Source organism: Roseovarius halotolerans (assembly GCF_900172255.1).
Taxonomy (GTDB): Bacteria; Pseudomonadota; Alphaproteobacteria; order Rhodobacterales; family Rhodobacteraceae; genus Roseovarius; species Roseovarius halotolerans.
In genome coordinates, this window is record NZ_FWFU01000001.1 from 346,134 (window position 1) to 372,506 (window position 26,373).

Consider the following 26,373-nt stretch of genomic DNA (forward strand, 5'->3'; position numbering starts at 1 on the left):
GACAGACCTTCCCGGCAGACGGCGATAGATGCCACCACTGACGGAAGGTTCCGTTGTCCATGACGCGCCCCGCGTCCGGACAGGGTGATCGCCTCGGCAGGTCTCCTGACTTGCGGGTCATTGCTTGGCCGTGCCTTCCCACCGCATGGCGCGGCAGTGGCATGTTCCGGCTTCGCTATCCGCCTACAGTTGCGGGGGCAGTCACGGACTTGGCATCAGGCGATGCCGCACCGTTGTTCCCTTTTCACCGGGCGGCAAGCCACCCGGACCGAAGTGCGGCCCTTCTAGACCGAGTCGCGGCCCCGAGAAAAGCGATTTGATGCACCGCAGGCAAAGCTGTGGTCGCGAGAACACGGATGTCATGGGCGGGCCGTGGCAGAAACCGGTGGATCGTCGCGATTCTTGCGCCATTATGGGCCGGTGGAGGAGTGGATGACGCAGCGCATGGCAGAGCGGACAGGACAAGCGGGCGGCAGCCGGGGCGAGGATGCCGCGAGGCAGGGGGCTGCGGCTTGGCGATGCTGAGGCGGGTCTTCGGCTCGGTCCGGGTGAGGCTGCTGGTGATCGCGCTGTTGCCGATGCTGGTGCTGTTGCCGCTGTTGCTGGGCGGTTCGATGCTGCGCTGGGCGGGCAAGGTCGACGATATCCTGATTACCAAGGTGAACGGCGATCTGACGATTGCCGATCAGTATCTGCAACGGTTGCTGGAAAATTCGGGCGAGCGGCTGGAGGCGCTGGCGGGGTCGGTCGCCCTGAACCGGGCGATGGACGATCCCGAGGCGCTGGCGGCGCTGCTGGACGGCGAGCGCCGGAGGCTGGGGCTCGATTTCCTGTATCTGACCGATGGCAGCGATGCGCCCGAGGGTTTTGCGCCCGGCGACTGGCCTGTGATCGAAAGCGCGCTGAGCGGGACATGGCGCAGCGAGGTGGACATCATGAGCGCGGCGGCGCTCGAGCGGATATCGCCGGGCCTGTCGGAGCGCGCCGCGATCCGGCTGGTGCCGACCCAGGCGGCGGTGCCCACCGAGCGCAGCGTCGAGGACCGGGGCATGGTGATCCATTCTGCCGCCCCCGTCGAGCGAACCGGCACGGGCGGTCAGGGCGCGCTTGTCGGGGGGATGCTGTTGAACCGCAACCTTGATTTCATCGATACGATCAACGCGCTGGTCTATCGCGAACAGAGCCTGCCCGAGGGCAGCCAGGGCACGGCGACGCTGTTCCTGGAGGATGTGCGGATTTCCACCAATGTGCGGCTGTTCGAGAATGTGCGCGCGCTGGGCACTCGGGTGTCGGCAGCCGTGCGGGCGCGGGTGCTGGACAAGGGCGAGACGTGGCTGGACCGGGCGTTCGTGGTCAATGACTGGTATATCTCGGCCTATGAGCCGATCGTGGACAGCAAGGGCGCGCGCGTCGGGATGCTCTATGTCGGTTTCCTAGAGGCGCCGTTCCGGGCGGCGAAGACCAATTCGGTGATCACGATCACCTTGACCTTCGTGCTGATCGCGCTGTTGTCGGTGCCGATCTTCCTGCGCTGGGCGGGGCGCATTTTCCTGCCGTTGGAAAAGATGACCCAGACCATCGCGCGGGTCGAGGCGGGGGACCTTGATGCGCGCAACCGTCCGGCCGAGGAGAGCGGCGAGATCGCGCAGGTGGCCGGGCATCTGGATGTGTTGCTGGACCAGGTGCAGGAGCGCGACCGCCAGTTGCGCGAATGGGCCGAACGTCTCGAACGCAAGGTCGAGGAACGCACCCGCGATCTGCGCGCGGCAAACCGCAAGCTGGAAAAGACCACCGAGCGGTTGATCATGTCCGAAAAGCTGGCAGCCGTGGGTGAGATCACCGCCAGTGTCGCGCATGAGATCAACAACCCGATCGCGGTGATCCAGGGCAACCTGGAAGTGGCGCGCAACCTTCTGGCGCAGGAGGAGGCGAAGAAGGTGGATACCGAATTCCGCCTGATCGACGATCAGGTCTACCGGATCAGCGCCATCGTTTCGAAGCTGCTGCAATTCGCCAAGCCCGAGGAGTACTCTGGCGCGGCCAACGTGATTTTCCCCGCCGAGGTGGTGCGCGACTGCCTGGTGCTGACGCGCCATCAGATCGAAGCCGCGCATGTGACCGTGGTCACGCATCTGGACAGCACAAGCGGCGTTCTGATTGCCCGCACCGAGCTGCAACAGGTGCTGGTGAACCTCGTTCTGAACGCGGTGCACGCGATGCCGGACGGCGGCACCCTGACGATCCGCACCAGCGACGAGGAGGGCGGCGTGGTGATCCATATCCGCGACAGCGGGCAGGGCATCGCGCCCGAGGTGCTGAAGCGAATTTTCGATCCGTTCTTCACCACCAAGCAGGCCGAGGGCACCGGGCTGGGGCTGTCGATCAGCCAGACGCTGGTGAGCCGCGCCGGGGGCACGATCAGTGCAAGTTCGGTGCCGGGAGAAGGCAGCGATTTCAGGATCTTCCTGCCCGCCGCAACGACGCAGTAAGGACACGCGGGGTGTTCTTGGTTGCGGGGCGGCTTTAATCAGACTAAAAGAATCGGGTATCAAATCTGAGCCACGCATCCCGATTGCCCTGCGCAGCCATCGCCAAGCATTGTCCGGGGGCGCGCGCGCGGGAGTCGCGGCTCTGCGCGCCCGGTATTCCCACCGTCAGGCGATCTTCTCCCGAAACCGCCGCATATGGCGCAACCCTGAAAGGACGACCATGTATCTTGCTATGAACCGATTCACCGTGCCGCTGGAGAACGCAGCCGAATTCGAGGAACTCTGGCTGAGCCGGGAGAGCCGCCTGAACGAGATGGAGGGCTTCGTGAGCTTTCACATGCTCAAAGGCCCCGAGACCGAGGGCAAGGTGCTTTACGCCTCGCATACGGTCTGGGAAAGCGAGGCGGATTTCGCCGCCTGGACCAAGAGCGCGCAGTTCCGCGATGCTCATTCCAAGGCCGGGCAGACCCGCAAGCTGCATGAAGGATCGCCGCATTTCGAGGGATTCCGGTCGATCCAGAGCATCGGCGCCAGTGTCGCCGCTGAGTGACCGGCCAGCGCGCGGCCGGGTCTTTTCCTGCCGCGCGCAAAAGCATCAAAGTCATTTATTATCAGTCATTTGAATGTCGCGTCTTGGCGTATAGGAAAAGCGCATAGAGGCGGATAATAAAAGTTGACAGAAAAATTCAGGATTGGTAGTGGCCTTTCCTGACACTGCCAGCCCTTCGAGCCAGCACTAGAGAACGCTTACTCGAAGGAGATCGCATCTTGTCCGATTCATTCACCTGTTCCCTGCGCCTTGGCGCCCGCCTTCTGCTGGGCTGTTGCCTTGTGACGCCCGCTTTCGCTCAGGAGGCGCCCGGCGATTCCGTGCCGCTTGGCACGCTGTTGTTGCGCACCGACCGTGCCGGTGGCGAGGTGCTGGACCAGCCCGCCAATGTGACGGTCATAGACGGCGACCAGATCGAGGATCGCCAGATCACCGACATGCAGAGCCTTGTGCGCAATGTGCCGGGGGTGAGCGTGGGGCGTCAGACATCGACCGCCGATCCGTTCAGCACCTTTGGCGGGTTCACCATCCGCGGCGTCGGCGGCAACCGGGTGGCGATCCAGATGGACGGTTCGCGCGTGGCGGAGCGGATCATCGACGGCACCCGAGACTACCTTGATTTCAATTTCACCAAGCAGGTCGAGATCGTGCGCGGACCGGCCTCGGTTCTGTGGGGAGCGGATGCGTTGGGCGGGCTTGTGGCGATGGAGACGCTTGATCCCGAAGACCTGATGGAGGGGCGCGACCGGGCGGTGAACCTGAAGGGCGGCTTTGACAGTTTCGAGGAGTCGGGCAACGTGGCGCTGACATTCGGCCAGCGCCTGTCGCCTGACCTGAGCCTGCTTGTGGGGCTGGCGCGCGAAACCAAGCACGAGCCGGAACTGTCCAATGCGCGCGACGATGGCGGCATCTATGGATGTCCGCGCAACCTGAGCTATGGCGCGACGCCCTGCGGCAGCATTGACCCGATGACGTCGGATTCGACGCGGGGCCTCGTCAAGCTGGTCTGGACTCCGGGCACGCGTCACCGGCTGGAGTTTTCCGCCGACCTGCTGCAGCGCGACACGGCGGTCGATCAGAATTACGCCCTGGGACCAACGGTTTCGACGATCACGGGCTTGCCGACGGGCGAGATCGTTCAGGGCAAGGGGCGCAAGCTGGACCTGAACCGGCAACGCTATGCGATCGAGCATACATACACGCCCGAAAGCGGCCTGCTGAGCGAGCTGCGCACCACGCTGGCCTATGCGCCGCACAGTTATACGCGCACCGGCACCGAGCGGTCGACCTCGGCGGCGGGGGACCGGATATTCGCGCGCGACGAGCTGAAATACGCGGAGGATTTCGTGGAATTCGATCTTCAGGCAAGATCGGACTTCAGCACGGGCGCGGCTGATCACCGGGTGATCATGGGTTTTGACGGCGACATCGCATGGACCGATTACGAGCGGCGCGACATCGCCAACAACCTGACCACCGGCACGATGACCGAAACGCGCGCGGGCGGTTTCAACTTTGCCAACGCCACGACGACGCGGGCGGATATCTATATCGAGGACAGGATATCCTTCTGGGACGGGCGCTTCGAGCTGACGCCGGGTCTGCGCTATGCGACCTACGAGATCGACCCGCGCCCCGACAGCGACTACCTGACCGTGCCGGGTAAGGCACCGCGCAAGCGCAAGGACGAGGCGCTGCTGAAAAGCCTGGGCGCGATGTATCGCATCGACGACAATTGGTCGGTCTGGGCGAAATATGGCGAAGGGTTCAAGATGCCCACCGCGCAGCAACTTTATACCTCGCTGCCCTCGACCTTTTTCAACCTGATCCCGGCGCCCGATCTGGAGCCCGAAGAGGTCGAAAGCTATGAGGTCGGGCTGAGGTTCGAGCATGACCGGGGATTTGCGTCGATCAATGCGTTCCAGGCGGATTACTCGAACTTCATTCAGAGTTTCTACCAGATACCGGGCACGATCGATATCACCTACCGCAACATATCCAAGGTCAAGGTCTGGGGCATCGAGGCGGCGGGGTCATGGGACCTGTCCGAGCGCACGCAGCTTGGTTTCTCGGCGGCGTGGCAGAAGGGTCGCCAGCGGCTGGACCCGACGGCGGCCAAGACCCCGCACACCCTGCCGCCGCTGACCGCGAGCCTGTCGCTGAGCCATTACATCCCGGCCTACAGCCTGATGCTGGAAGGGGTGGCGACATTCGCGGGCGATGTCGAGGAAACGGCGAATGCCAATGATTTCAAGCCGGATGGCTACGCGATCCTGGATCTCTATGCGAAATGGGAGGTCGTGGATAACGGGTTCCTGAAGCTGGGGATCCAGAATGTTTTCGACAAACGCTATTTCACCGCCAATGCGGCCACCTACAGTGACACTGCATCGACCGCGGTGGCGATCGGGGACCCCATCGAGCTTCAGACCGGGCCGGGGCGAACCTTTTCGATCAGCTTTGACAAGACGTTCTAGATGCGGGTCATTCTGGGACGAATCTGGCGTCTGACCCTGCTTGCGGCCTCGGGGCCGCGGGCATGGGTCGGACTGACATTGTTCGGCACCGTTCTGGGGCTGCAATTCGCCGATATCTGGGTCGATCTGCAGATGATCGACTGGTCCAAACGGTTCTTCGATGCGCTGGAGCAGCGTGACGCCGCGACGGCGATCCGGGAGCTGTGGGTGTTCGGCGGCATTGTGGGTTTGTCGGCGGCGATATTCCTGATCAGCGACTACCTGCGCAAGCGGCTGTTGCTGCGATGGCGGGCGCGGCTGACGGATCAGGCGCTGGATCGCTGGACCGGCTCGCGCGCCTATTGGCATCTGCGTCCGGGAATGTCGCCCAAGGCGGTCGACAACCCCGACCAGCGCGTCGCCGAGGATTGCCGTCATTACGTTCGCCTGTTGCTGGAAGAGACGCTGGATCTGGTGACGCGGATCGTGGCGCTGGTGTCCTATGTGGCGGTGCTGTGGAACCTTTCGGATTTCGTGCTGACCCTGCCGATCTTCGGCTCGAGCGTCGATATTCCGCGCTATCTTGTCTGGCTGGCCTTTATCTATGTGGCGGTGTCGAGCCTGTTCACGCATCTCATGGGCCGCCCGCTGAAATCGCTGGTGTTCCATCAGGAGCGTTTCGAGGCCGATTTCCGGCACAGCCTGATCCAGCTGCGCGACAATGCGACCGAGATCGCCTATTCGGGCGGCGAACCCGCCGAGCGGCGGCGGCTGGCGGCGCGGTTCGATGGTATCCGGGGTAACTGGAACCGGCTGATCCGGCGCGAACTTATCCTGGGGCTGTTCACCCGGCCTTATTTCCAGTCGATCCTGCGGGTGCCGCTGTTCTTCGCACTGCCGGCCTATTTCATGGGCGCGATCACGCTGGGGGGGCTCATGCAGTTATCGGGCGCCTTCGGGCGGGTGACGCAGACGCTGAGCTGGTTCATCTTTTCCTATCGCAACCTGGCCGAGTTCGCCGCCGTGGCCGAGCGCCTGGACGATCTGTTCGCCAATGCGGTGTCGCCCGCGCCGATGCCGGGTGCGCCGCGCGCGATCCTGCGCGAAAGGTCACCCGACGCCGCGCTGCATGTCGAGGGTTTGCGGCTTTCCACGCCGCAGGGCAAGGCGCTGGCGCCGGTGCCAGACAAGAGCGTGCTGCCCGGCGCGCGGGTCTGGATCGCGGGAGCATCGGGGCGCGGCAAGAGCACGCTTCTGGCGGCGATTTCGGGGCTTTGGCCTTATGGCGAGGGGCGCATTTGCCTGCCCGAGGGGCGGTTTCTTTACCTGCCGCAAAAGCCGCATCTGTTTACCGAAGGGCTGGCGGCGGCGGCGTGTTACCCGGCTGACCCGGAGGAATTCTCGCCCGGTCAGTTGCGCGAGGCGATCACGCGCCTGGGATTGGGTCATCGGCTGGACAGGCTGGACATGCGCGGCCCCGGTGCGCTGGAGGGGCTTTCGATGGGAGAGCGGCAACGGCTGGCGCTGGCACGCGCGCTGTTGCTGAGACCCGACTGGGTGGTGCTGGACGAGGCGACCAGCGCGCTGGACGCGGAGGCCGAAGCGGAGGTGCTGGGTGTGATCCGCGCCGCGCTGCCGGATGCGGCGATCCTGTGCGTGGCCCATCGCCCGCCAAAGCCGCTGGCGCCTTACGAGATATGGAGAATCGGAGATGACAATGCAGAAGAGAGGAAATCCGCATGACGACGAAAAGCGATAGCGCAGTGAGCGAGGCCAAGGATATCGAGAAGGGTCGCTGGCATCTGGAGGGTATTTCCCCCGAGGCGGTGTTGGAGCTGTTGGTGCACATGGATCGGGTGATGCTGGCGATCCGTCAGGACGGGCTGTTGCATGAGCGTCTCGGGCCGGTGGCGTCAGTGACCGTGAAGGATGGCGATATCCTGATCGCCGGAGACCAGCAGGATACACGCCTGCCACAGGGGCTGTTGACGGCGTGCATTCTGGATACGACGACCACCATGCGCGACAAGCCCTATCCGCGGCTTGAATTCTCGGGCGCGGATGGCGAGCGGCTGTTCAGCGTGACCGGGCTCGAGGGGAGCGCGCCGATGCTGAACGCGCTTGAAGGGATCGCGCGCCGGCCCGCCCCGCCGCGCGGCGAAACGCCCGCCGAGGCGCGCCCCGAAGATATCGATCCCGCCGATCCGGGGTTTGCGCTGCTCGAGCGATTGCGCGAGGATGGCACGGTCGTCGGGATCGAGGCCTGGCGCGACGGGATGCGCCAGCATTGGAGCGGAAAGATCGAGAAGCTGATGCCGATGGGCGGCCATATCAACATCATCACGCCGGGGTTCCACCTGCATCTGGCCGCCGATGTCGTAAGCGAATGGCGCGAAGCGGCGGATGGCTGGCAAGCCTTGGGTCAGGGCGGCGCGCCGCTTGGTCTGACGGTGGCGCGGGCATGAGGGCCGGGGACTGGTTCGAGCCGGGCTCGGGCGCGGCGATGCGCCACGAGGCCGTTCTTGCGCGCGCCGCCGGGGCGCCTGCGGTGCTGCTGGGTGAGACCCATGACCGGGCCGATATCCACCGCTGGCAGGCGCATGTGATCGCGGGGCTGATGGCGCATCGGCGCGATATCGTCGTCGGTTTCGAGATGTTTCCGGCGCGGCTCACGCCGGTTCTGGCCGAATGGGTGGCCGGGGGCCTTGATGAGGCGGGCTTCCTTGAACGTGCCGAATGGCGGCAGGTGTGGAATTTCGACCCCGAGCTATACATGCCGATCTTTCGGCTGTGCAGGGATTTCGGGCTGGAAATGATCGGACTGAATTGCCGCCGCGGGCTGGTTTCGGAGGTGGGCAAGCTGGGCTGGGAGGGCGTGCCCGAACCCGAACGCGAGGGACTGACCCCGGCATGTGCGGCGAGCCCGGACTATCGCCGTTTCCTGTTCGAGATCACCGGCGGTCCGCACCCGGATCGCACGGCGCAGACGCCCGACGACCCCGCATTCGACCGTTTCGTGCGCGCCCAGCAGACATGGGACCGGGCCTTTGCCTGCCGGATCGCGGCGCGGCTGAACGAACCCGACAAGCCGCTGGTCGTGGGGATCATCGGCCGGGGGCACCTGGAGTATCGCGGCGGCACGCCGGCGCAGCTTGAGGATCTGGGTGTCGCGGGCGCGGCGGTGTTGTTGCCGCATGACCTTGGCCGACCGCATGCCGCAGGTCAGGCCGATGCGGTCTGCGTGATGCCGCAAGCAGCGGAGCGCGATATCGCGACCGGGCGCCAGAGCGCCTGACGGTGGCGTGCCTCCCCCCGCCCGCCCGTCGGGGCGGGGGGCAAAAAACCGGCGCGCATAAAATGATCCAACTTACATGCACCTGCGTATTGCGGTTATGCTGATGCTTGACCTTGATACTTCGCGCGCCGGGCCCATTGTGCCCGTGATGCCCAGTGAAGAAGGGAAAAAGGTGTCGCAAGAGAATACGGAGCTATCACAGCAGACGGTCTGGATGTTGGCAGTTCGCGACAACCGTGACAGCGAGGCCTTTGCCGCGCTGTTCGATTTCTTCGCGCCCCGCCTCAAGGCATTCATCATGCGTTCGGGCCTGTCTGCCCATCAGTCGGAAGAGATCGTGCAGGACGTTATGCTGACAGTCTGGCGCAAGGCCGCGATGTTCGACCCGCACAGGGCGCAGGTTTCGGCGTGGATCTACCAGATCGCGCGCAACCGGCAGATCGACATCCTGCGCCGTGAGCGCCGCCCCATGCCCGAGGAACTGCATGAGGAGCCCGGCAGCGAGGCGGATGCGAGCCAGATCCTGGCGCTCGAACAGGAAGCACGGCGTCTGAAAGCGGCGCTGGGGCAGTTGAGGCCCGACCAGCGCGAGATCATCGAGAAAGCCTATATGGGCGAGTTGACACATCAGGAAATCAGCCAGCAGACGGGTTTGCCGCTGGGCACGATCAAGTCCCGCATCCGCCTTGGCCTCGATCGCCTGAGACACGAGCTGAGAGAACTCAAGTCATGAAAGCCATTTCGCATCATGTCCCCGACGCCATGCTGGCCGCCTACGCGGCGGGCAGTCTGCCCTATCCTTTCGCGTTGGTGATCGCGAGCCATGTATCGCTGTGCATCGAATGCCGCGCCGCGCTTGAGGCGCATCAGGGTATTGGTGGCGCGTTGCTGGAGTCGGCTGAAACTGTGGCCGTTTCGGACGGTCTCAAGGCCGATATCCTGGCGCGTCTCGATGCGCCCTACACGCCCGAGCCCGTGCATCGGCGCAAGGGCGCGCTGCCCGGCCCGGTGATGAGCGCATTGAAGGGCCGCGAACCGCGCTGGAAGTCGCTGGGCATGGGGGTACGTCAGGACATCCTGCATGCGGGCAAGGAGGGTTCGGTGCGGCTGCTGTATATCCCGCCCGGACAGGCGGTGCCCGATCACAGTCACAACGGGCTGGAACTGACTCTGGTTTTGCAGGGAAGTTTCAGCGATGCGACGGGGCGCTTCGGGGTCGGCGACCTTGAGATCGCGGATGAGGACCTGGAGCACACGCCTGTCGCCGATCCGGGGGATGCCTGCATCTGCCTTGCGGCGACGGATGCGCCGCTGCGGTTCCGCGCGATCGTGCCGCGCCTGCTGCAACCGCTGTTTCGGATCTGACCGGCGGGCGCGCGCCTAGCGGCCGCGATAGATCACGAGGTCGGGCAGGTAGACCAGCGCGCGGATGAACCACGAGAACGGTGCCGGGAAATCGGTGCGAAAGCGGCGGCGCTGCATGGCCGAAAGCACACGCTTTGCGGCCTCTTTCGGGTCCATCAGCATCGGCATGTGAAAATCGTTCTTGCTGGTCAGCCGGGTCTTGATGAAACCGGGATTGACGATCCGCACGGTCACGCCGCTGTTCCGCAGGTCATGGCGCATGGTTTCGGCAAGGCTGATGAGTGCGGCCTTGCTGGCCCCGTAGGCGATGGCCGAGGGCAGGCCGCGATAACCCGCAAGCGAGCCGACAAGGGTGATGTCGCCAGCGCGCGTTTCGACGAAGCGGGGGACGATTTCGCCCAGCACGCGCATGGCGCCGGTGAAGTTCACATCGCACACCTTCAGCGCGGCATCGCTGTCCCACCTTGTGGCGGGCATCGGCTCGTAGGCGCCGGCGTTGTAGATCAGCCCGTCGAGCGGCCCGATATCGGCGGCGGCATCGCGCACGGCCGCAAGGTCGGTCACGTCGAGCGGCAGGACGCGCGCGTCGTCAAGCGTGGCGGCGAGGCTTTCGAGCCTTTCGGCACTGCGCGCCGAGAGCACCAGCCGCGCGCCCGCGGCATCAAGCAAGACAGCCAGTTCGCGCCCCAGTCCCTCGCTGGCGCCGATCAGCCAGAATGTCTTTCCCGCGATGGTGCTCATTTGGTGGGTTCCCTGAAGGCCTGGCTGTCGGACAGCAATGTTTCGGGTGCAGGAGGCGGGCGCAGGAAGGGCGCGCGCTTGAAGTAAAGGATCAGCGCCTGCCAGTGAATCAGCGCCAGAACCCGCAACGCCCCTGTCGGGCGGCGCAGCGCCGCCCAGAGAAGCGAGCGGTTGGTGGCGCGCGCACGCTTGCCGGTCAACGTCGCCAGCACGCCCTGATCGCCGTTCTCATAAGCGATGCGGATCGCTATGGCGTGCTCGGACAAGCTGAAATTGAAACGATAGAGCCCCGCGACCTGCTGGAAGGGTGAGACATGCATGAGCTTTTGCGCCGTGATCGTGTCGGCCGCCGTGATCGGGCGGAAATCGGGATGGGCGCAGAAATAGCAGTGGCGGTCGCCGAAAGTGTTGTTCACCTCGGCCACGAAGGCGCAGGGTGCGCCATCGCGCAGGGCGATCCAGAAGCTGACAGGGTTGAAGTGGAACCACAGGTAGCCGGGTTGGGTGAGCAGGCGGATATCGACCGTGCCGGGATCGAGCCCGTGTTCGGCCAGCACCTCGCGAAACCAGGTCGCCCCGCGGCCTTCCCCGCGCGGCCCGCCATGATTCCTGTCGTGCAGGGACCAGAGGTTGAAGCGGTTGCGCGAGATGAGACGGGGGAGGTGGTCTGACTCCGGATCGAGCAGGACGTAATCGACGCCGTAGCGGAATGCGTTCACCACCGCGCCGCGGCGCGCGTGATAGGTCTGGCCCTGGATGTGTTCGATCACCATGTGGGTGATACGTCGCGCGCGCGCCGCCGGATCACTTGCGCGCCGGGTTCAGTGCAGGGGCGCAAAATCCTGCAACCCCCCTGTCGTGGCGTCATTTTTTGATCCATGCGTTCCCGCCTCGCGTAACAGGTGGGCAATGACAGAAAAAGACGAGGGCCGAATGTTCGACCAAGTGCAGTATCCCCGAAAGAAGATCGCCATTGTCGGCGGTGGTATTTCGGGCCTTTCGGCGGCCTATTATCTTTCTCCGCATCACGATGTCACGATCTTCGAGTCGGCGCCGCGCCTGGGCGGTCATGCGCGCACCGTGATGGCGGGCAGGAATGGCGATCAGCCGGTCGATACCGGTTTCATCGTGTTCAACTATGCGACCTATCCTTATCTTACCGGCCTCTTCCGGGAACTCGACGTTCCTGTGATCAAGAGCGAGATGAGCTTTGGCGCGAGCATCGACAACGGCCGCCTGGAATACAGCCTGAGCAATCTGGGCGCGATGACGGCGCAGAAAAGCAACCTTGTCCGCCCGCAGTTCTATCGCATGATCGCCGACATCCTGCGCTTTGGCAAACGGGCCGAGGCGGCGGCGATGGATGACGAAAAGACCATCGGCGAACTGGTCGACGAGCTGGGCCTCGGGGGTTGGTTTCGGGACAATTACCTCTTGCCGATGTGCGGCGCGATCTGGTCGACCCCGATGGAGGAGGTCGACCGCTTTCCGGCACGCTCATTGGTGCAGTTCTTTCGCAATCATGCGCTTCTGGCCGGGTCGGGGCAGCACCAGTGGTGGACGGTCAAGGGCGGCAGCATCGAATATGTCAACCGTCTGCAGGCCGCGCTGGTGGCGCGGGGCTGCGATATCCGTCTAGACGCGCCCGTGGCGCGCATCACGCGTGGGTCTGCCGGTGTGAGGGTGATGGCGCCGGGCGCGGGGGAAACATTGTTTGATGACGTCGTCCTGGCCTGTCATTCGGACCAGGCGCTGGCGATCCTTGGAGGTGACGCCAGCGAAGAAGAAGCCGGGGCGCTGGGCGATATCCGCTATCAGGACAACCATGCGGTCCTGCATTGCGATCCCGGTCAGATGCCCCGTCGGCGGGCGTGCTGGTCAAGCTGGGTCTATCGCTCGCAGGGTGGCGCGATCGGCGTCACATACTGGATGAACCGCTTGCAGGGTATCCCGGAAAGCGACCCGCTTTTCGTCACGCTGAACCCGTCGCGCGAAATCCCGGCCGAGTCGATCTATGACGAGGTCACTTTCGCCCACCCGGTGTTCGACAAGGCGGCGCTGCGCGCGCAGCAGCGGATCCGCGAGATGCAGGGGCGCAACCGCACATGGTTCGCCGGCGCCTACAACCGGCATGGGTTCCACGAGGACGGCATCGCCAGCGCGATGCGGATCGTGCGCGGGATCAATGCCCAGGATCACACGAAAGGAAGCGAGATTGCGTTTCACGAACAAGGCCCTGAGATCGGAATTCCTGTCGACCTGCGAGCGTCTGCGTGAAGGTCGCCTGACACTGCGCACGCCCGAGGGCGAGTGCCATCACTTCGGCAGTTCCGGCCCCGAGGCAGAGATGGTCATTAACGACTGGGCGGCGGTCTCGGCGATGGCGGCGCATGGCCAGGTCGGGCTGGGCGAAGCCTATGTCGAAGGGTTGTGGGATACGCCCTCGATCGAGGGGCTGACGCAGCTGGCGATGCTGAACCGCGACCATCTGGGCGCCTATGACCACGCCAGCCTGCTGAACCGTGCGAAATTCCGGCTGGTGGACGGTGTGCTGCGTTCCAATTCCAAGCGCGGCGCCAAAAGGAACATCCGCGCACATTACGATGTGGGCAATGAATTCTACCGGCTGTGGCTGGACGAGGGGATGACCTACTCGGCGGGGCTGTTCGATTCGGACGAGACGGATCATGACCTGGGCCAGGCTCAGGCGCGCAAGAACGCCCGCGTCCTGTCGCGGCTGGGGTCGGGTGAGCGGCTTCTGGAAATCGGCTGCGGCTGGGGCGGTTTTGCCGAACAGGCGGCGGGCGAGGGGCGCGACGTCACTGGGGTGACGATCTCGCGCAACCAGCACGCCTATGCGCAGTGCCGCCTTGACGGGCGCGCCGATATCCAGCTGCGCGATTATCGCGACGTGGCGGGACAATATGACAATATCGTTTCCATCGAGATGATCGAGGCGGTCGGTGCGCGCTATTGGCCAAGCTATTTCTCGGTGCTGAAAAACAACCTTGCCGAGGGTGGCCGGGTGGTGTTGCAGGCGATCACCGTGAGCGATGCATTCTATGACCGCTATGCGGCGTCGTCCGATTACATCCGCCAATACGTGTTCCCCGGTGGGATGCTGTTGTCAAGCAAGGTGATTGCGCGCCAGGCATCCGATGCGGGGTTGCAGCTGCGCGACAGTTTCGCCTTTGGCCAGGATTACGCGCGCACCTGCCGGACCTGGTCGCAGCGACTGAGCGCGCAGAAACGGCGGATCGCAGAAATGGGTCATGGCGAGGCGTTCTTCCGCAACTGGAAATACTATCTCGAGATCTGCGCGGCCTCCTTCGCGGTGGGCCATACCGATGTGGTGCAGGTGGAGCTGGCTCATGCGTAAGGCGGTGCTGATCGCGGCGGTGATGGTCTGCCCGGCGCTGGCCGAGGCGTCGATCATCAAATCCGTACTGGCGGATGCGGAACTGCGGGGCGCGGCCACGTTTCGTTTTGTCGGCTTCCCGCTCTACGATGCGCGCCTTTACACGCAGGACGGCGCGCCGCTGGACTGGAGCGAGGATTTCGGGCTGGAGCTGCAATACAGGCGCAACCTGACCGCTTATGACCTTGTCGAAAGCACGATGCGAGAATTGCGCCGCACCGGCACGCCGCTGCCGGTGCGCGACCAGCTGCAGCAGTGTTTCGAGGCTGTGCAGACCGGGGATCGCTATGCCGCGGTGTCGGATGGTCCCGACCGGTTGGCATTCTGGCGCAATGACCGGCGGGTCTGCACGGTGGCGCATCCCGGTATCAAGCAAGGCTTCATGCGGATCTTCCTGGGCGAGAACAGCCGCTCGAGAAGCTTCACCCGCGCATTGAAGGGCGAGTGATGCGCTATCCGCGCGTCAGCCTTTACGCGATGATGCTGGCGGCAGCGGGGATCCCGCTTTACATCCATTTGCCGCGATTTGCCTCGGTCAACCTGGGGATCGGGCTGGGCGTGATCGGAACCGTCTTGCTGGTGATCCGGCTGATCGACCTGGTGCAGGACCCGCTGATCGGCTGGGCGATCGACCGCTGGCCGCGCGCGCAGTCCCTGTTCGCGATGCTGGCGGCGGGCGGCCTGGCGGTGGGGTTTCCGCTGTTGTTCACGCTCGAGGCGGGGCCACATGTGGTGGCGCGGTTGATCGCGATCCTGGTGCTGCTCTTTTCGGCCTATAGTCTGGGCATGATCCTGCTTTACGGGCGCAGCGCGACGCTGGCGCGTGAGGGCACCCCCCAGGAACTGATGACGCTGGCCGCCTATCGCGAGGCGGGGATGCTGGCGGGCGTGGTGATCGCGGCGATTGCGCCCGCGGTCCTCATGGGGCTTGGCGCGGGCGGGCGGGGTTATCCGGCCTTCGGCCTGTTCCTTGGCGCGCTGGCGGTGGTGGTGGCGTTGCTGACGCGGCCCGCATGGCGACGCTGCGCGGTGCTGGGCGAACGCCTGTCGCTGGAGGGGCTTGGCGAGGCAGGGGCGCTGAGGCTGTTGGCGCTGGCGCTGGTCAACAGCCTGCCGGTGGCGATCACGTCGACTCTGTTCCTGTTCTTTGTCGAGGATCGCTTGCAGCTTGAGGGGATGGCGGGGCCGCTTCTGATCGTGTTTTTCCTGAGCGCCGGTCTGAGCGTGCCGCTTTGGGCGCGGATGAGCCAGCGGATCGGGTCGCGCCCGACGCTGTTGGTGGCGATGCCGCTGGCCATCCTGGGCTTTATCGGCGCGGCTTTCCTGGCGCCGGGCAACCTGGTCGGCTTCGCGGTGATCTGCGTGGCGTCGGGGGCCGCCCTGGGGGCGGACATGGTGATCCTTCCCGCGATGTTCTCGGTTGCGTTGACGCGTGCGGGGCTCAAGGCCTCGATGGCTTTCGGGATCTGGTCCTTTGCGGGCAAGCTGGGGCTGGCGCTGGCAGCATTCGCGGTGCTGCCGCTGCTGGAGGGGAGCGGTTTCGCCCCCGGAGAAATCAACGATGAGAGTGCTTTGAGCATGCTGAACTTTTCCTACGCGGTGTTGCCCTGCATCCTGAAACTTGCTGCGCTGGTGCTGGTCTTCCGCCTGCCGGCCGAGGCGCAACCCGCATGAGCGCGCTGGCTGCGCTGCTGGCGCTGATCCTCGTGGCGGTATATGTCCGATCCCGCCACTTCAGTTTCCGCAGTCAGAAACCAGGCGATTACGTGGATCGTGGGCCGGAGTTTTTGCTGAACGAACACTTGTCAGGCGATATCCTGTCTGAAGGGGTGATCTTTGGCCCCGACGGGCGGATGACCAACAGTTTTGTGGCGCAAATGTCGGGCAAGTGGGACGGGGAGAGCGGCGTCCTGAGCGAGAATTTCACCTATTCCAACGACCGGCAACAGGCGCGCGCCTGGCACATCACCCTGGGCAAGGCCGGGCGCTTCACCGCGACGGCGGACGATATACGCGGCGTGGCGCAGGGATGGATATCGGGATCGACGGTGAAGATGCGGTACCGGATCGTCCTGCCGAAGGAGGCAGGGGGGCATGTTCTGGACGTGACCGACTGGCTTTACCTGACGCGCGACGGTGCGATCATCAATCGGTCGCAGATGCGCAAGTTCGGGATGACGGTGGCCGAACTTGTCGCGACGATGCGGCCCGCTCCTGACGCGCGCGACTAGCAGGCGGCACGCCCGCCCCGTGCCGTGATCCCGGCGAGGAGCGCGAAACATCAGTTTCGCAGCTTGGCAATCACCGGCTAAGCGACTATAGCCCGTCGCGATACGCAAGGAGCCGGGTGCGATCCCCGGCTGGCTCTTCCGGCCGCCGATCCGCCGGACAACAAAAACCCGCACCAGACCACACGGCAATCAAGACCGCAGGCATCGCCGCGCGGCCCGAGGATACCAGACTTTCATGATCTCACTTACCCAATACCGCCGCCAATGGACCGGCAATATCCGTGGCGACCTTCTGTCAGGGCTTGTCGTCGCGCTGGCGCTCATTCCCGAGGCGATCGCTTTTTCGATCATTGCCGGGGTCGATCCGAAGGTGGGGCTTTATGCGAGTTTCTCGATCGCGGTGATCACCGCGATCACGGGGGGACGGCCGGGGATGATCTCGGCTGCGACGGCGGCAACGGCGGTGCTGATGGTCACGCTGGTGCGCGATCACGGGCTGGAATACCTGCTGGCGGCGACTGTTATGGCGGGGCTGTTGCAGATCGTGGCGGGGTTCCTGCGATTGGGGTATGTGATGCGGTTCGTGTCGCGTTCGGTGATGACGGGATTCGTCAATGCGCTGGCGATCCTGATCTTCATGGCGCAGTTGCCGGAACTCGACCCGTCGAAAGTGCCGATGCTGACCTATGCGCTGGTCGCGGGCGGGCTGGCGATCATCTATCTGTTCCCGCGCATCACCACGGCGATCCCGTCGCCGCTTGTCACGATCATCGTATTGACTCTGCTGACGGTGGCCATGGGCTGGGAGGTGCGCACAGTCGGCGACATGGGCCAGTTGCCGGACACCTTGCCGATCTTTCTGATCCCGGACATCCCGCTTACCTTCGAGACACTTCGGATCATCATGCCCTATTCCATCGCCGTGGCGGTGGTGGGGCTGTTGGAAAGCCTGATGACCCAGCAGATCGTCGATGATCTGACCGACACCAGCAGCGACCGCAACCAGGAATGCGTGGGCCAGGGGCTGGCCAATACCGCGACCGGTTTCATCGGCGGGATGGCGGGCTGCGCCATGATCGGGCAGTCGATCATCAACGTGAAGTCGGGCGGACGCGGACGGCTGTCGACCTTTGTCGCGGGGATCTTCCTGCTGATCCTCTGCGTGGTGCTGGGCGATATCGTGGCGATCATCCCGATGGCCGCGCTGGTGGCGATCATGATCATGGTCTCGATCGGCACCTTTTCATGGTCGTCGGTCAAGTCTCTGCGCGAGCATCCGCGCTCGTCCTCGATCGTGATGCTGGCGACGGTGTTCTTCGTGGTTTACACCCATAACCTGGCCATTGGCGTGCTGGTGGGCGTTCTGTTGTCGGGTATCTTCTTTGCCTGGAAGATCGCGCAGCTGTTCCGTGTGCGCACCGAGATCACCGCGGACGGGATCCATCGCACCTATCACGTCGAGGGGCAGCTGTTCTTTGCCTCTGTCGAGGACTTCATGAAGGCGTTCGACTTCAAGGAAGCGCCCGAGAAAGTGACGATCGATGTGAGCCGTGCCCATATCTGGGACATTTCATCGGTTGCAGCGGTGGACATGGCCGTGCTCAAGTTCCGTCGCGAGGGGGCTGATGTGGAGATCATCGGCATGAACGAGGCGTCGGAGACGATTGTCGACCGGCTGGCCATCCATGACAAACCGGGGGCGATGGATCGCCTGCTGGGCCACTGAAAAGGAACGGATCCATGAGCACGAACACATTGATCGCCCTTGTCGACGGTTCGGCCTATTCCGAAAGCGTCTGTCACCACGCGGCTTGGATCGCGGGGAAGAACGACTGGAAGGTGAAGATCTATCACGTCATGGGCCGCCGTGACCGGATCGAAAGCCAGGACCTGAGCGGCGCGATCCGGCTGGGTGCGCGCACGGCGCTTCTGGCTCAGCTGACCGAGCTCGACGAGGCGCGTGCCAAGCTTGCGCATGAGCACGGGCGCGCGATCCTTGATGACGCAAGGACGATTGTCGAAGGCGACGGGGCGATCGAGGTCGAAACCCGCCTGCGCCAGGGTGATCTGGTCGAGACCGTCACCGCCAAGGAGGAAAGCGGCGAGATGGTCGTGATCGGCAAGCGCGGCGAGGCGGCCGCGCTGGCGATGGAGCATCTGGGCTCGAACCTGGAACGGATCGTGCGCGCCAGCCACCGGCCGGTTTTCATCGCCAACCGCGCATTCAAACCCATCGACAAGGTTCTGGTGGCCTTCGATGGCGGGACGTCGTCGCTCAAGGCGGTGGATTACATCGCGCGCAGCGAGCTTTTCGTGGGGCTGCGGGTGACGCTGGTATTCGCCGGCAAGGACACGCCGGAGATGCGCAAGGCGCTTGAGGATGCACATGCTACGCTGAAGGCGGGCGGAAGCGATGTCGATATCGAGATCCGCAGCGGCGACCCCGAAGCGGTGCTGGGCGAGATCATCATCGAGGGCGCGCATGGCTTGTTGGTGATGGGCGCATACGGGCATTCGCGGGTGCGCAACCTAGTGATCGGTTCGACCACGACAGAGATGCTGCGATCCTGCCGCGTGCCGGTTCTGATCATGCGATGAGACGGGAGCCGCGCGAGCCAAGCGGGACTGAGCCGACATGCTGACATTCCTGCGCGAGAACCTGCGCTGGCTGGCGGGTGGGGTGCTGCTGACCTTCGCCTCGGCCTTCGGGCAGACATGGTTCATCTCGCTGTTCGCGGGGGCGATCAAGGACGAATACGGGCTCAGCGATGGCGGCTGGGGCAGTCTTTACACGGTTGCGACGCTGGCATCTGCGGCGCTGTTGTTCTCGCGCGGATCGGTTGTCGACACCATGCGCCTGTCGCGGCTGGCCCCGGCGATCGCGACGGGTTTCGCGCTGGCGGCGCTCGGCATGGCGGTGGCGCGCGATGTCTGGCTTCTGGGCCTGTGCATCTTTCTGTTGCGCTTCTGCGGGCAGGGCATGTTCAGCCATATCGCGATGACCGCAATGGGGCGCTGGTTCGAGGCGCGGCGCGGGCAGGCGGTGGCGATCACCAGCCTGGGCCACCCCGCCAGCGAGATCGTGATCCCGCTGCTGGCGGTATTGGCGATTGCCGGGATCGGCTGGCGACCCACATGGATCGGCGTTGCGGTTCTGCTGCTGCTTGTGGTCGCGCCGCTCTTGTGGCTGTTGCTGAGCGAGGGGCGCGCGCCAGAGGGAGTCGAGGGCGGCGGCGCGAGACCGGGCCTGATGGGGCGTCAATGGAGCCGGCGGGACGCGGCGCGGCACTGGCTGTTGCCGGCATTGTTGCCGATGTTGCTGACGCCGGGATTCATCGGCACGGTGGTGTTCTTTCAGCAGGTCCATGTGGCCGATGTGAAGGGCTGGACCCTGGTCGGCATGGCGCCGGCATATTCGGCCTATGCAACAAGCGCGGTGGCCGCGTCCTTTGCCGCCGGTTGGGCGGCAGACCGCTTCGGGGCGCAGACCCTGCTGCCGGTCCTGCTGTTGCCGATGGGACTGGGAATTGCGTTGATCTGGCCCGCAGAAGAGGTCGTCGCGTGGCATGTGGCGCTCGGGGTGATCGGGATTACCCAGGGCATGGCCGGGGCTCTCTGGGGTGTGTTGCTGCCGGTGGCGTATGGAACCCGACATCTGGGCGCGATCCGGTCGCTGGCGACAACGATCATGGTGGTTTCGACCGCGATCGGCCCCGGCCTGACCGGCATTCTGATCGACGCCGGAATCGACTTTCCGACACAGTGCCTGTTCATGGGCGCGTGGTGCGTCGCGCTGTCGTTGGGTGCGGTAATGATCGCCCGTCGGTTGACCCGCGAACTGACCGCGTGAGAGGGATCGAGCCCCCGCGCCAATCTGTGGGCAGGATGCGATCCAAGAGCGGCGTTTCGCCGCCGTGGTCTGTATGCAATTGCGCACTGATACGCTTGAACTCCCTATTGATTCACGCCAGTCTCGCGATGACGGCGGATGGTCGGTGCGGGTGGTGATTCTGCGCGGTGCGACACCGCCAAGGAGGAGAAATTCATGATAGTGCGCGCGATCAGCGGGCTGAATGAGGTCGTAGGACGGATCGTTTCCGTCTTCGCAGTCGGCTTTGCGGCGATCATCATCTACGATGTGGTCCTGCGCTATGTCTTCAACGAGCCGACCAGGTGGGCCTTCGACGTCGCAAAGCAGATGTTCGGCTTCTATTTCGTGATGCTCGGTGGATATGCCCTGCGCCACAAGGCGCATGTCAGGGTGGACATCGTTACCGAGAAGCTGGGCCGCGGTGCGCAGCGGGTGGCGGACCTGCTGGGTTATGTGGTCTTCTTCTTTCCTTTCACCTGGGTTTTCCTGACGCGATCCTGGGAATTCGCCGCGCGCTCCTGGGCGCAGGGCGAGGTGACCTATGGGGCGATCCAGATGCCGGTTTATCCGCTCAAGATGGCCATGTGCCTGGCGGCGGGCCTGCTGATGCTGCAAGGCGTCGCCGAGGTCATCAAACTGATTTTCGACCGGCAGGAGGCCTCTGAATGAACCCCGAACTCATTGCCGTCCTGATGTTCGGCCTGCTGATCTCGGGCCTGTTCCTCGGGCATCCGCTGGCTTTTGTCCTGGGTGGCACCGCCGTGCTGACGGCGATCATCGCCGGGAAGCCGATGGTGCTTGGCATCGTGATCAACCGCATCTTCGGTGATGTGCTGGATAACTACACCTTGATCGCTATTCCGCTTTTCGTGCTGATGGCGCGATTCCTGTCGGATTCAGGCGTGACGGACCGAATGTTCGAGACCCTGCGCCTGCTGATGAGCCGGGTGCGCGGGGGTCTGGCGCTGGCGGTGGTGTTCATCTCGATCCTGCTGGCGGCGACGACGGGCATCATTGGCGCGTCGATCACCGTTATGGGCGTGATGGCCCTCCGCCCGATGCTGCAATATGGCTATTCCCAGACGCTGACCACCGGCGTGATCGCGGCCTCGGGTTGTCTTGGCATCCTGATCCCGCCGTCGATCATGCTGATCCTGATGGCCAGCTATTCGCCCCTGTCGGTGGGCGAGCTGTTCGCGGGGTCGATGCTTCCGGGTGTGTTGCTTGGCCTTAGCTACGCGCTTTACGTCTACGTGATCTCGGTTCTGCGCCCTGATCTGGCACCCGCGGTCGAGCCCGACGAGAAGATCGGCCGCTCCGCGCTGATGCGGATGCTGGTGCTTGAGGCGATGCCGCCGCTGGTACTGATCTTCGGGATTCTCGGCTCGCTGCTGGCGGGGATCGCCACCGCGACCGAGGCATCGGCGATTGGCGCGGCACTGGCGCTGCTGATCGTGATCCTGCGCGGCAAGTTCCAGCTCGGCACCTTTTACGGCGCGATGCTGGAGACCGGGCGGACATCGGCGATGATCCTGTTCATCGTCGTCGGCGCCACCGCCTTTACCGGGGTGTTCAACATCACCGGCGGGCTGCGCGCCACCCAAGAGCTGATCCGCGCAATGGATATGGAACCCTGGATGCTGATCACCATGATGATGGTGATCGTGTTCATCCTCGGGGCGTTCCTTGATTGGACCGGGATCGTGCTGCTGTCCTTCCCGATCTTCCTGCCGATCATTCAGGAGATGCCGGATGTCAACTTGCTCTGGTTCGTCGTGCTGATGGCGGTGGTGCTGCAGACCTCGTTCCTGACGCCACCATTCGGCTATGCGCTTTTCTATCTGCGCGCCATTGCCCCGCGTGAGGTGCGCACTGGTGCGATCATCCGCGGCGTGCTGCCGTTTATCGGGCTGATCGTCGCGATGTGCGTGCTTGTGGCGGCGTTCCCGGCGCTCGTTACGTGGCTGCCGGATGTTCTTTATACGAAGTGACCTCTAAACCATGAAAGGGAGAAGAGAATGACCATTAAAGCATTTGTTTTCGCCGCAGGAGCTGCCGGCGCGCTGGCCGCGCAGGCGACCGCACAGGAGAGCTGGACCATGACGACGACCTGGCCGTCGTCGCTGGAGCTGATCGAGACCGACCGGCATTTCGTCGACCTGGCGAACAAGCTGACTGCCGGTGAGCTGACCATCGAATTCTTTGAAGGCGGCGCGATCGTCCCCTCGGGCGAGGTCTTCGGCGCGGTTGAATCCGGCACCATTCAGGCCGGTGCCGACTGGCCGGGTTACTGGGCCGGGCGCGACTCGGCGTTCTCGCCGCTGGCGACAACGCCCAGCCTGTTCAATGCGATCGACTATGTGAACTGGATTCAGCAATGGGGCGGTGCCGAGCTCTACAACGAGATCTACGGCAATTACGGGATGGTCTATCTGCCTTATGGCGTGACCAACAATGAATCCGGTTTCCGGACCAACGAGCCGATCGTCAGCCTCGACGACCTGCAAGGCAAGCGCCTGCGTCTTTCGGGCCTCGAACAGGGCAAGCTGCTTGAGCGTCTCGGTGGCAACCAGGTGTCGATGGCGGGCGGCGAGATCTATCAATCGCTGGAACGCGGCGTGATCGACGGTGCCGAATTCTCGACCCCGAATGTCGACTGGTCGGGTGGCTTCCAGCAGGTCACGAAATACTGGGCGACGCCCGGTTGGCACCAGTCCGCATCGGTGTTCGGCGTGATGATCAACAAGTCCGCCTGGGACGCGCTGAGCCCCGAAACGCAAGAGAAACTGAAGATCGCGGCAGATGCGACGCTGGTTTGGTCGCTTGCCTTCACCGAGAAGCGCGCCACCGAAGCCTATGCGAAATTCGACGAAGCCGTCGAAATCAACCGCTATGACGACGAGACGCTGGCCCGCGTTCAGGAAATGGCCAACGAGGTGATCATCGAGACCGCCTGCGAGAATCCCAACTCGGCCAAGGTCTATCTGAGCATGATGGAATACGTGAACGATTATGCTCAGTGGCGCGACGCGTCGGCACCGTTCAACCTGGGCCGCACGCCCAATGGTCCCGATGTCGAAGCGCTGCGCGAGTGCGTGAAGTAAGCACTGCGATCAAGTGGAAATGGATGCCCGCCAGTCTTGGCGGGCATCTTTGTTTTCCGGTGTCATGCAAGGCGCAGTGCCGCGGCCTCATGGGCGACGCGGGCGACATCGAGGCTGAGCACGATATCGTCCCCGTCGAGCGCTTCGAGGTCGAACCAGCGCGCCTCGAGCGCGTCGTCACCCGCGACCGGGTCTCCCGAGATCCAGCGACACAGCACTGCAATCAGGATGAAGTGACGCCCAAGCGCGCCATCGCCGCCGGGCTCGAAGACATCGACAGCGGTGAAAATGCGCTCAGCCTCGGCCTTGGTGCCGGTTTCCTCGAAGAGTTCGCGCAGCGCAGCATCGCTGATGGTTTCGCCCGGCTCGATCTTGCCCCCCGGAAAGCCCCAGCGGCCCGCATCAGGGGGATTGGCGCGGCGCACGAGCAGCACCTGTTGGTCCCGGATCACGGTGGCGATGGTGGCGGCGATGGGGCGGGGCGGGGCGGATGATGTCGTCACGGGGCAGCCTCGTTTCACTGAATCAGGACCGGTCGCGCCTAGGCTTGCCGGCATGTTGCCGCACCGGTTCTATGCGACTGCGCCCGGCGTGGCGAGGGTTCATCCCTGATCCCACGTTGTGCCGCAGGCTGGGAACCTAAAACGAAAATGCCCGCGCACCCGAATGGGCGCGCGGGCAATGCCACAAGTCGCGGGGCGGCCGGGATTTCGCGTTGAAACCCCGGCCGGACCTTCACCGTTACATGCTGGCCGCGTCGCGCGCGGCATCGAGCCAGCCGTCGACCTTGTCGCGGTTGTTCTCGATCCAGGCCGAGGCCTGCTGTTCCAGATCCTCGGGGCTGTCGGCACCTTCGTTCATCTTCGCGTTCTGATCGAAGATGGCGCTGATCGGAATGCTGGCCTGGCGCAGAAGCTCGGCGGCTGCCGGGTTCTCTTCCAAGAATTCCGAATTCGCCACGGGCCGGATGTCGTTGGCGGGCCAACCCAGATCACAGGGCTGTTCGCCACGGCAGCCTTCGAGGTCCTCGACGGTGGTGGCATCGGCCAGATCCGCCTGGTCCTCGGGCAGCTTGGTTTCCTTCATCTGAAGCCAGACGACGTCTTCGCCGGGCGTCAGTTCGCCCACGGTCCAGTTCGGCGTCCAGGTATAGAAGAAGATCGGCTCACCGCTCTGGAACCGGCCAAGCGCATCGGCCATCGACGCGGAATACCCGGCCTTGATGGCGTTGAAGTCATCGCCCCATTCATAGGCCTCGAAATGGTGCGAAATCACCGTTTCACATCCCCAGCCCGGCGGGCAGGCGACAAGATCGGCCTTGCCGTCGCCATCGGCGTCGAAAAGTTCCTGGTTCTCGTCCTTGGTGATGTCCGAGACATAGGTGATGTCATGCTCTTCGGCCGTCTTCTTGTCGATCAGGTAGCCCTGAAGCGCACCGCCCTTGGCGACATAACCGATCTTTTCGGCGCCGTTCTCAAAGGCGTCCTCGTAGGAGTTGTGCAGCGGGAACCAGCCGTTCACCCAGAGGTCCACATCGCCCTGCGCCACGGTCTGGTAGAAGGGCGGGTTGTCGAGCGTGGTGATGCGCGACACCTCGTAGCCCAGTTCCTGAAGCAACTGGCTGTAGATTTCGGCCTGCCACCAGCCCGTATCCCAGCCGGCGCGCGCCATGTCGATGCTGACGCCTTCGCCGGGCATGCTTTTCTCTTGGGCTGCCGTCGCGGCGGGCATCGCCACAAGGGCAGCAACGGCCATCGTGGTCGTGGTCTTCAGGATCGCTTTCTTGTTGATCATCGCGAAAGTCCTCCTTCTTCTCGGATTGTCGCCACGCCGGCGTTTCGCGCGCCGGGGGCGGATCAGCAGTCATGCCGGCAGCGCATGACCGCATGGGATGGGTGTCACGGGTACGCTTCGGCGTCAGCCATGCGACGACGTTGCCGGTGCCCGTTTGCGAAAGAACGATTTAAGTGTCTCCAGCAGCCCCGGCGACTGCCGGGTTGCATCGCTGCCGAGCGCCTGAGTGATCCGGTCGAGGATCATCGCCAGCAGCACGATCCCGAGGCCGCCTTCGGTGGCCGCACCGACATCAAGCCGCCCCAGCCCGGTATAGACCGTCAGGCCAAGCCCGCCCGCGCCGATCAGGGCCGCGATCACGGTCATCGAAAGCGCGAGCATCAGGGTCTGGTTCAGCCCCGCCATGATCGTGCGCAGCGCCAGCGGCAACTGCACTTCCCAGAGCACCTGCCTTGGCGACGAGCCGAAGGCGTAGGCGGCCTCGATCAGGTCGGCGGGGACCGAGCGGATGCCCAGATTGGTAAGGCGGATGATTGGCGGAAGCGCAAAGATGATCGTGGCGATGATCCCCGGCGTCATGCCGACGCCGAACAGCATCACGATCGGCACGAGGTAAACGAAGGGCGGAATGGTCTGCATGATGTCGAGCACCGGGCGGATGCCCTTTTCAAACCCGTCGCGGCGCGCCGCCGCGATCCCGAGGGGCACGCCCACAAGCGCGCAGAACAGCACCGCGGTCAGGATCATCGCCAGCGTGGTCATGGTCTGCGACCAGACGCCGATCAGATCGACCAAAGCCAGGCTGACAAGGGTGAATGCCGCCAGGCCTCGGCTGGCGACACTCCAGGCGACAAGCGCAATGACGATGGTGAATATCGGCATCGGGATGGCCTGAAGACCCATGTCGAACCCATCGAGCACCAACGCGATGGGGGTTTGGACCGCCTGAAAGACCTCGCGGAAATTCGGCACGAGCCAGTCCTTGATACCGGCCTCGACCCAGGTGTCGAGCGGGATTTCAAAGCTATCGGATGGTTGCCACATGGTCGTTTCTCCCGT

The 26,373-nt window shown here is 64.1% G+C and carries 24 protein-coding genes, 1 riboswitch and 1 other annotated feature; of the genes, 19 read left to right on the forward strand and 5 right to left on the reverse strand.

Features of this window, described 5'->3' with window-relative positions; translation table 11 throughout:
- Positions 1-78: 78 nt before the first annotated feature.
- Positions 79-288, reverse strand: a riboswitch (cobalamin riboswitch).
- 230 nt (positions 289-518) lie between these two features.
- The 8 genes from ROH8110_RS01690 to ROH8110_RS01725 all read left to right on the forward strand — a co-directional run bounded on the left by ROH8110_RS01690 (position 519) and on the right by ROH8110_RS01725 (position 10,155).
- Positions 519-2,489: a sensor histidine kinase gene (locus tag ROH8110_RS01690; protein WP_085816048.1), complete on the forward strand. Its 1,971-nt coding sequence runs from the start codon at positions 519-521 to the stop codon at positions 2,487-2,489.
- Positions 2,490-2,709: 220 nt separating this feature from the next.
- Positions 2,710-3,039, forward strand: a complete 330-nt coding sequence (gene hmuQ, locus ROH8110_RS01695) for a heme-degrading protein HmuQ (RefSeq protein WP_085816049.1) — start codon at positions 2,710-2,712, stop codon at positions 3,037-3,039.
- Between the two features lie 218 nt (positions 3,040-3,257).
- Positions 3,258-5,516, forward strand: a complete 2,259-nt coding sequence (locus ROH8110_RS01700; RefSeq protein ID WP_085816050.1) for a TonB-dependent receptor — start codon at positions 3,258-3,260, stop codon at positions 5,514-5,516.
- Positions 5,517-7,238, forward strand: a complete 1,722-nt coding sequence (locus ROH8110_RS01705) for an ABC transporter ATP-binding protein/permease (RefSeq protein ID WP_085816051.1) — start codon at positions 5,517-5,519, stop codon at positions 7,236-7,238.
- Positions 7,235-7,960, forward strand: coding sequence for a hypothetical protein (locus tag ROH8110_RS01710; protein WP_085816052.1), 726 nt, complete (start codon positions 7,235-7,237; stop codon positions 7,958-7,960). The genes ROH8110_RS01705 and ROH8110_RS01710 overlap by 4 nt, the downstream gene beginning before the upstream one ends.
- Positions 7,957-8,790 carry a ChaN family lipoprotein gene (locus ROH8110_RS01715; protein ID WP_085816053.1) on the forward strand — a complete coding sequence of 278 codons (834 nt, stop codon included), beginning with the start codon at positions 7,957-7,959 and terminating at the stop codon, positions 8,788-8,790. The genes ROH8110_RS01710 and ROH8110_RS01715 overlap by 4 nt, the downstream gene beginning before the upstream one ends.
- 148 nt (positions 8,791-8,938) lie before the next feature.
- Positions 8,939-9,523: a sigma-70 family RNA polymerase sigma factor gene (locus ROH8110_RS01720; protein WP_245962771.1), complete on the forward strand. Its 585-nt coding sequence runs from the start codon at positions 8,939-8,941 to the stop codon at positions 9,521-9,523.
- Entirely contained in the window at positions 9,520-10,155 is a 636-nt protein-coding gene (locus tag ROH8110_RS01725) for a ChrR family anti-sigma-E factor (RefSeq protein ID WP_085816055.1), read from the forward strand. The genes ROH8110_RS01720 and ROH8110_RS01725 overlap by 4 nt, the downstream gene beginning before the upstream one ends.
- A 15-nt stretch (positions 10,156-10,170) precedes the next feature.
- On the opposite strand, the gene ROH8110_RS01730 is transcribed toward ROH8110_RS01725, so the two are convergent.
- Positions 10,171-10,896 carry an SDR family NAD(P)-dependent oxidoreductase gene (locus ROH8110_RS01730; protein WP_085816056.1) on the reverse strand — a complete coding sequence of 242 codons (726 nt, stop codon included), beginning with the start codon at positions 10,894-10,896 and terminating at the stop codon, positions 10,171-10,173.
- Positions 10,893-11,669: a DUF1365 domain-containing protein gene (locus ROH8110_RS01735; RefSeq protein ID WP_085816057.1), complete on the reverse strand. Its 777-nt coding sequence runs from the start codon at positions 11,667-11,669 to the stop codon at positions 10,893-10,895. Before ROH8110_RS01735 ends, ROH8110_RS01730 begins: the two co-directional genes overlap by 4 nt.
- A gap of 160 nt (positions 11,670-11,829) precedes the next feature.
- On the opposite strand from ROH8110_RS01735, the gene ROH8110_RS01740 reads away from it, so the two are divergent.
- The 11 genes from ROH8110_RS01740 (at position 11,830) to dctP (ending at position 23,520) form a co-directional block, all read left to right on the forward strand.
- The gene (locus ROH8110_RS01740) at positions 11,830-13,173 is read left to right on the forward strand and encodes an NAD(P)/FAD-dependent oxidoreductase (RefSeq protein WP_085816058.1); all 1,344 of its coding nucleotides are present in this window, start codon (positions 11,830-11,832) and stop codon (positions 13,171-13,173) included.
- Positions 13,112-14,275, forward strand: coding sequence for an SAM-dependent methyltransferase (locus ROH8110_RS01745; RefSeq protein WP_085816939.1), 1,164 nt, complete (start codon positions 13,112-13,114; stop codon positions 14,273-14,275). Before ROH8110_RS01740 ends, ROH8110_RS01745 begins: the two co-directional genes overlap by 62 nt.
- Positions 14,268-14,762 (forward strand): chalcone isomerase family protein, encoded by a 495-nt coding sequence (locus ROH8110_RS01750; RefSeq protein ID WP_085816059.1) that lies wholly within the window; start codon positions 14,268-14,270, stop codon positions 14,760-14,762. Before ROH8110_RS01745 ends, ROH8110_RS01750 begins: the two co-directional genes overlap by 8 nt.
- On the forward strand, positions 14,762-15,988 hold the full coding sequence (locus ROH8110_RS01755) for an MFS transporter (protein ID WP_085816060.1): 1,227 nt from the start codon (positions 14,762-14,764) through the stop codon (positions 15,986-15,988). Before ROH8110_RS01750 ends, ROH8110_RS01755 begins: the two co-directional genes overlap by 1 nt.
- Positions 15,985-16,545, forward strand: a complete 561-nt coding sequence (locus tag ROH8110_RS01760) for a DUF3833 family protein (protein WP_085816061.1) — start codon at positions 15,985-15,987, stop codon at positions 16,543-16,545. The genes ROH8110_RS01755 and ROH8110_RS01760 overlap by 4 nt, the downstream gene beginning before the upstream one ends.
- Positions 16,546-16,650: 105 nt before the next feature.
- Positions 16,651-16,708, forward strand: a sequence feature (sul1 is cis-regulatory element that is thought to sense ions involved in sulfur or methionine metabolism; They are found in Alphaproteobacteria).
- 72 nt (positions 16,709-16,780) lie between these two features.
- Positions 16,781-18,271 (forward strand): SulP family inorganic anion transporter, encoded by a 1,491-nt coding sequence (locus tag ROH8110_RS01765; RefSeq protein ID WP_085816062.1) that lies wholly within the window; start codon positions 16,781-16,783, stop codon positions 18,269-18,271.
- Positions 18,272-18,285: 14 nt separating this feature from the next.
- Entirely contained in the window at positions 18,286-19,143 is an 858-nt protein-coding gene (locus ROH8110_RS01770; RefSeq protein WP_085816063.1) for a universal stress protein, read from the forward strand.
- 37 nt (positions 19,144-19,180) lie between these two features.
- The gene (locus tag ROH8110_RS01775; protein WP_085816064.1) at positions 19,181-20,395 is read left to right on the forward strand and encodes an MFS transporter; all 1,215 of its coding nucleotides are present in this window, start codon (positions 19,181-19,183) and stop codon (positions 20,393-20,395) included.
- Positions 20,396-20,590: 195 nt separating this feature from the next.
- Positions 20,591-21,085: a TRAP transporter small permease subunit gene (locus tag ROH8110_RS01780; protein ID WP_085816940.1), complete on the forward strand. Its 495-nt coding sequence runs from the start codon at positions 20,591-20,593 to the stop codon at positions 21,083-21,085.
- Positions 21,082-22,407, forward strand: a complete 1,326-nt coding sequence (locus tag ROH8110_RS01785; protein WP_176236575.1) for a TRAP transporter large permease — start codon at positions 21,082-21,084, stop codon at positions 22,405-22,407. The genes ROH8110_RS01780 and ROH8110_RS01785 overlap by 4 nt, the downstream gene beginning before the upstream one ends.
- A 27-nt stretch (positions 22,408-22,434) precedes the next feature.
- Positions 22,435-23,520 carry a TRAP transporter substrate-binding protein DctP gene (gene dctP, locus ROH8110_RS01790; protein WP_085816065.1) on the forward strand — a complete coding sequence of 362 codons (1,086 nt, stop codon included), beginning with the start codon at positions 22,435-22,437 and terminating at the stop codon, positions 23,518-23,520.
- Between the two features lie 62 nt (positions 23,521-23,582).
- Here the strand turns inward: dctP and ROH8110_RS01795 are convergent, their stop codons facing one another.
- The 3 genes from ROH8110_RS01795 to ROH8110_RS01805 form a co-directional block, all read right to left on the reverse strand.
- Positions 23,583-24,023: an NUDIX hydrolase gene (locus ROH8110_RS01795; protein WP_245962770.1), complete on the reverse strand. Its 441-nt coding sequence runs from the start codon at positions 24,021-24,023 to the stop codon at positions 23,583-23,585.
- A 238-nt stretch (positions 24,024-24,261) separates the two neighbouring features.
- A complete protein-coding gene (gene proX / locus ROH8110_RS01800) occupies positions 24,262-25,314 on the reverse strand; it encodes a glycine betaine/L-proline ABC transporter substrate-binding protein ProX (protein WP_085816067.1) in 1,053 nt (350 codons plus the stop codon).
- Between the two features lie 123 nt (positions 25,315-25,437).
- Complete coding sequence (locus ROH8110_RS01805; protein WP_085816068.1) at positions 25,438-26,358, reverse strand: ABC transporter permease; 921 nt, start codon at positions 26,356-26,358, stop codon at positions 25,438-25,440.
- Between the last annotated feature and the right edge of the window lie 15 nt (positions 26,359-26,373).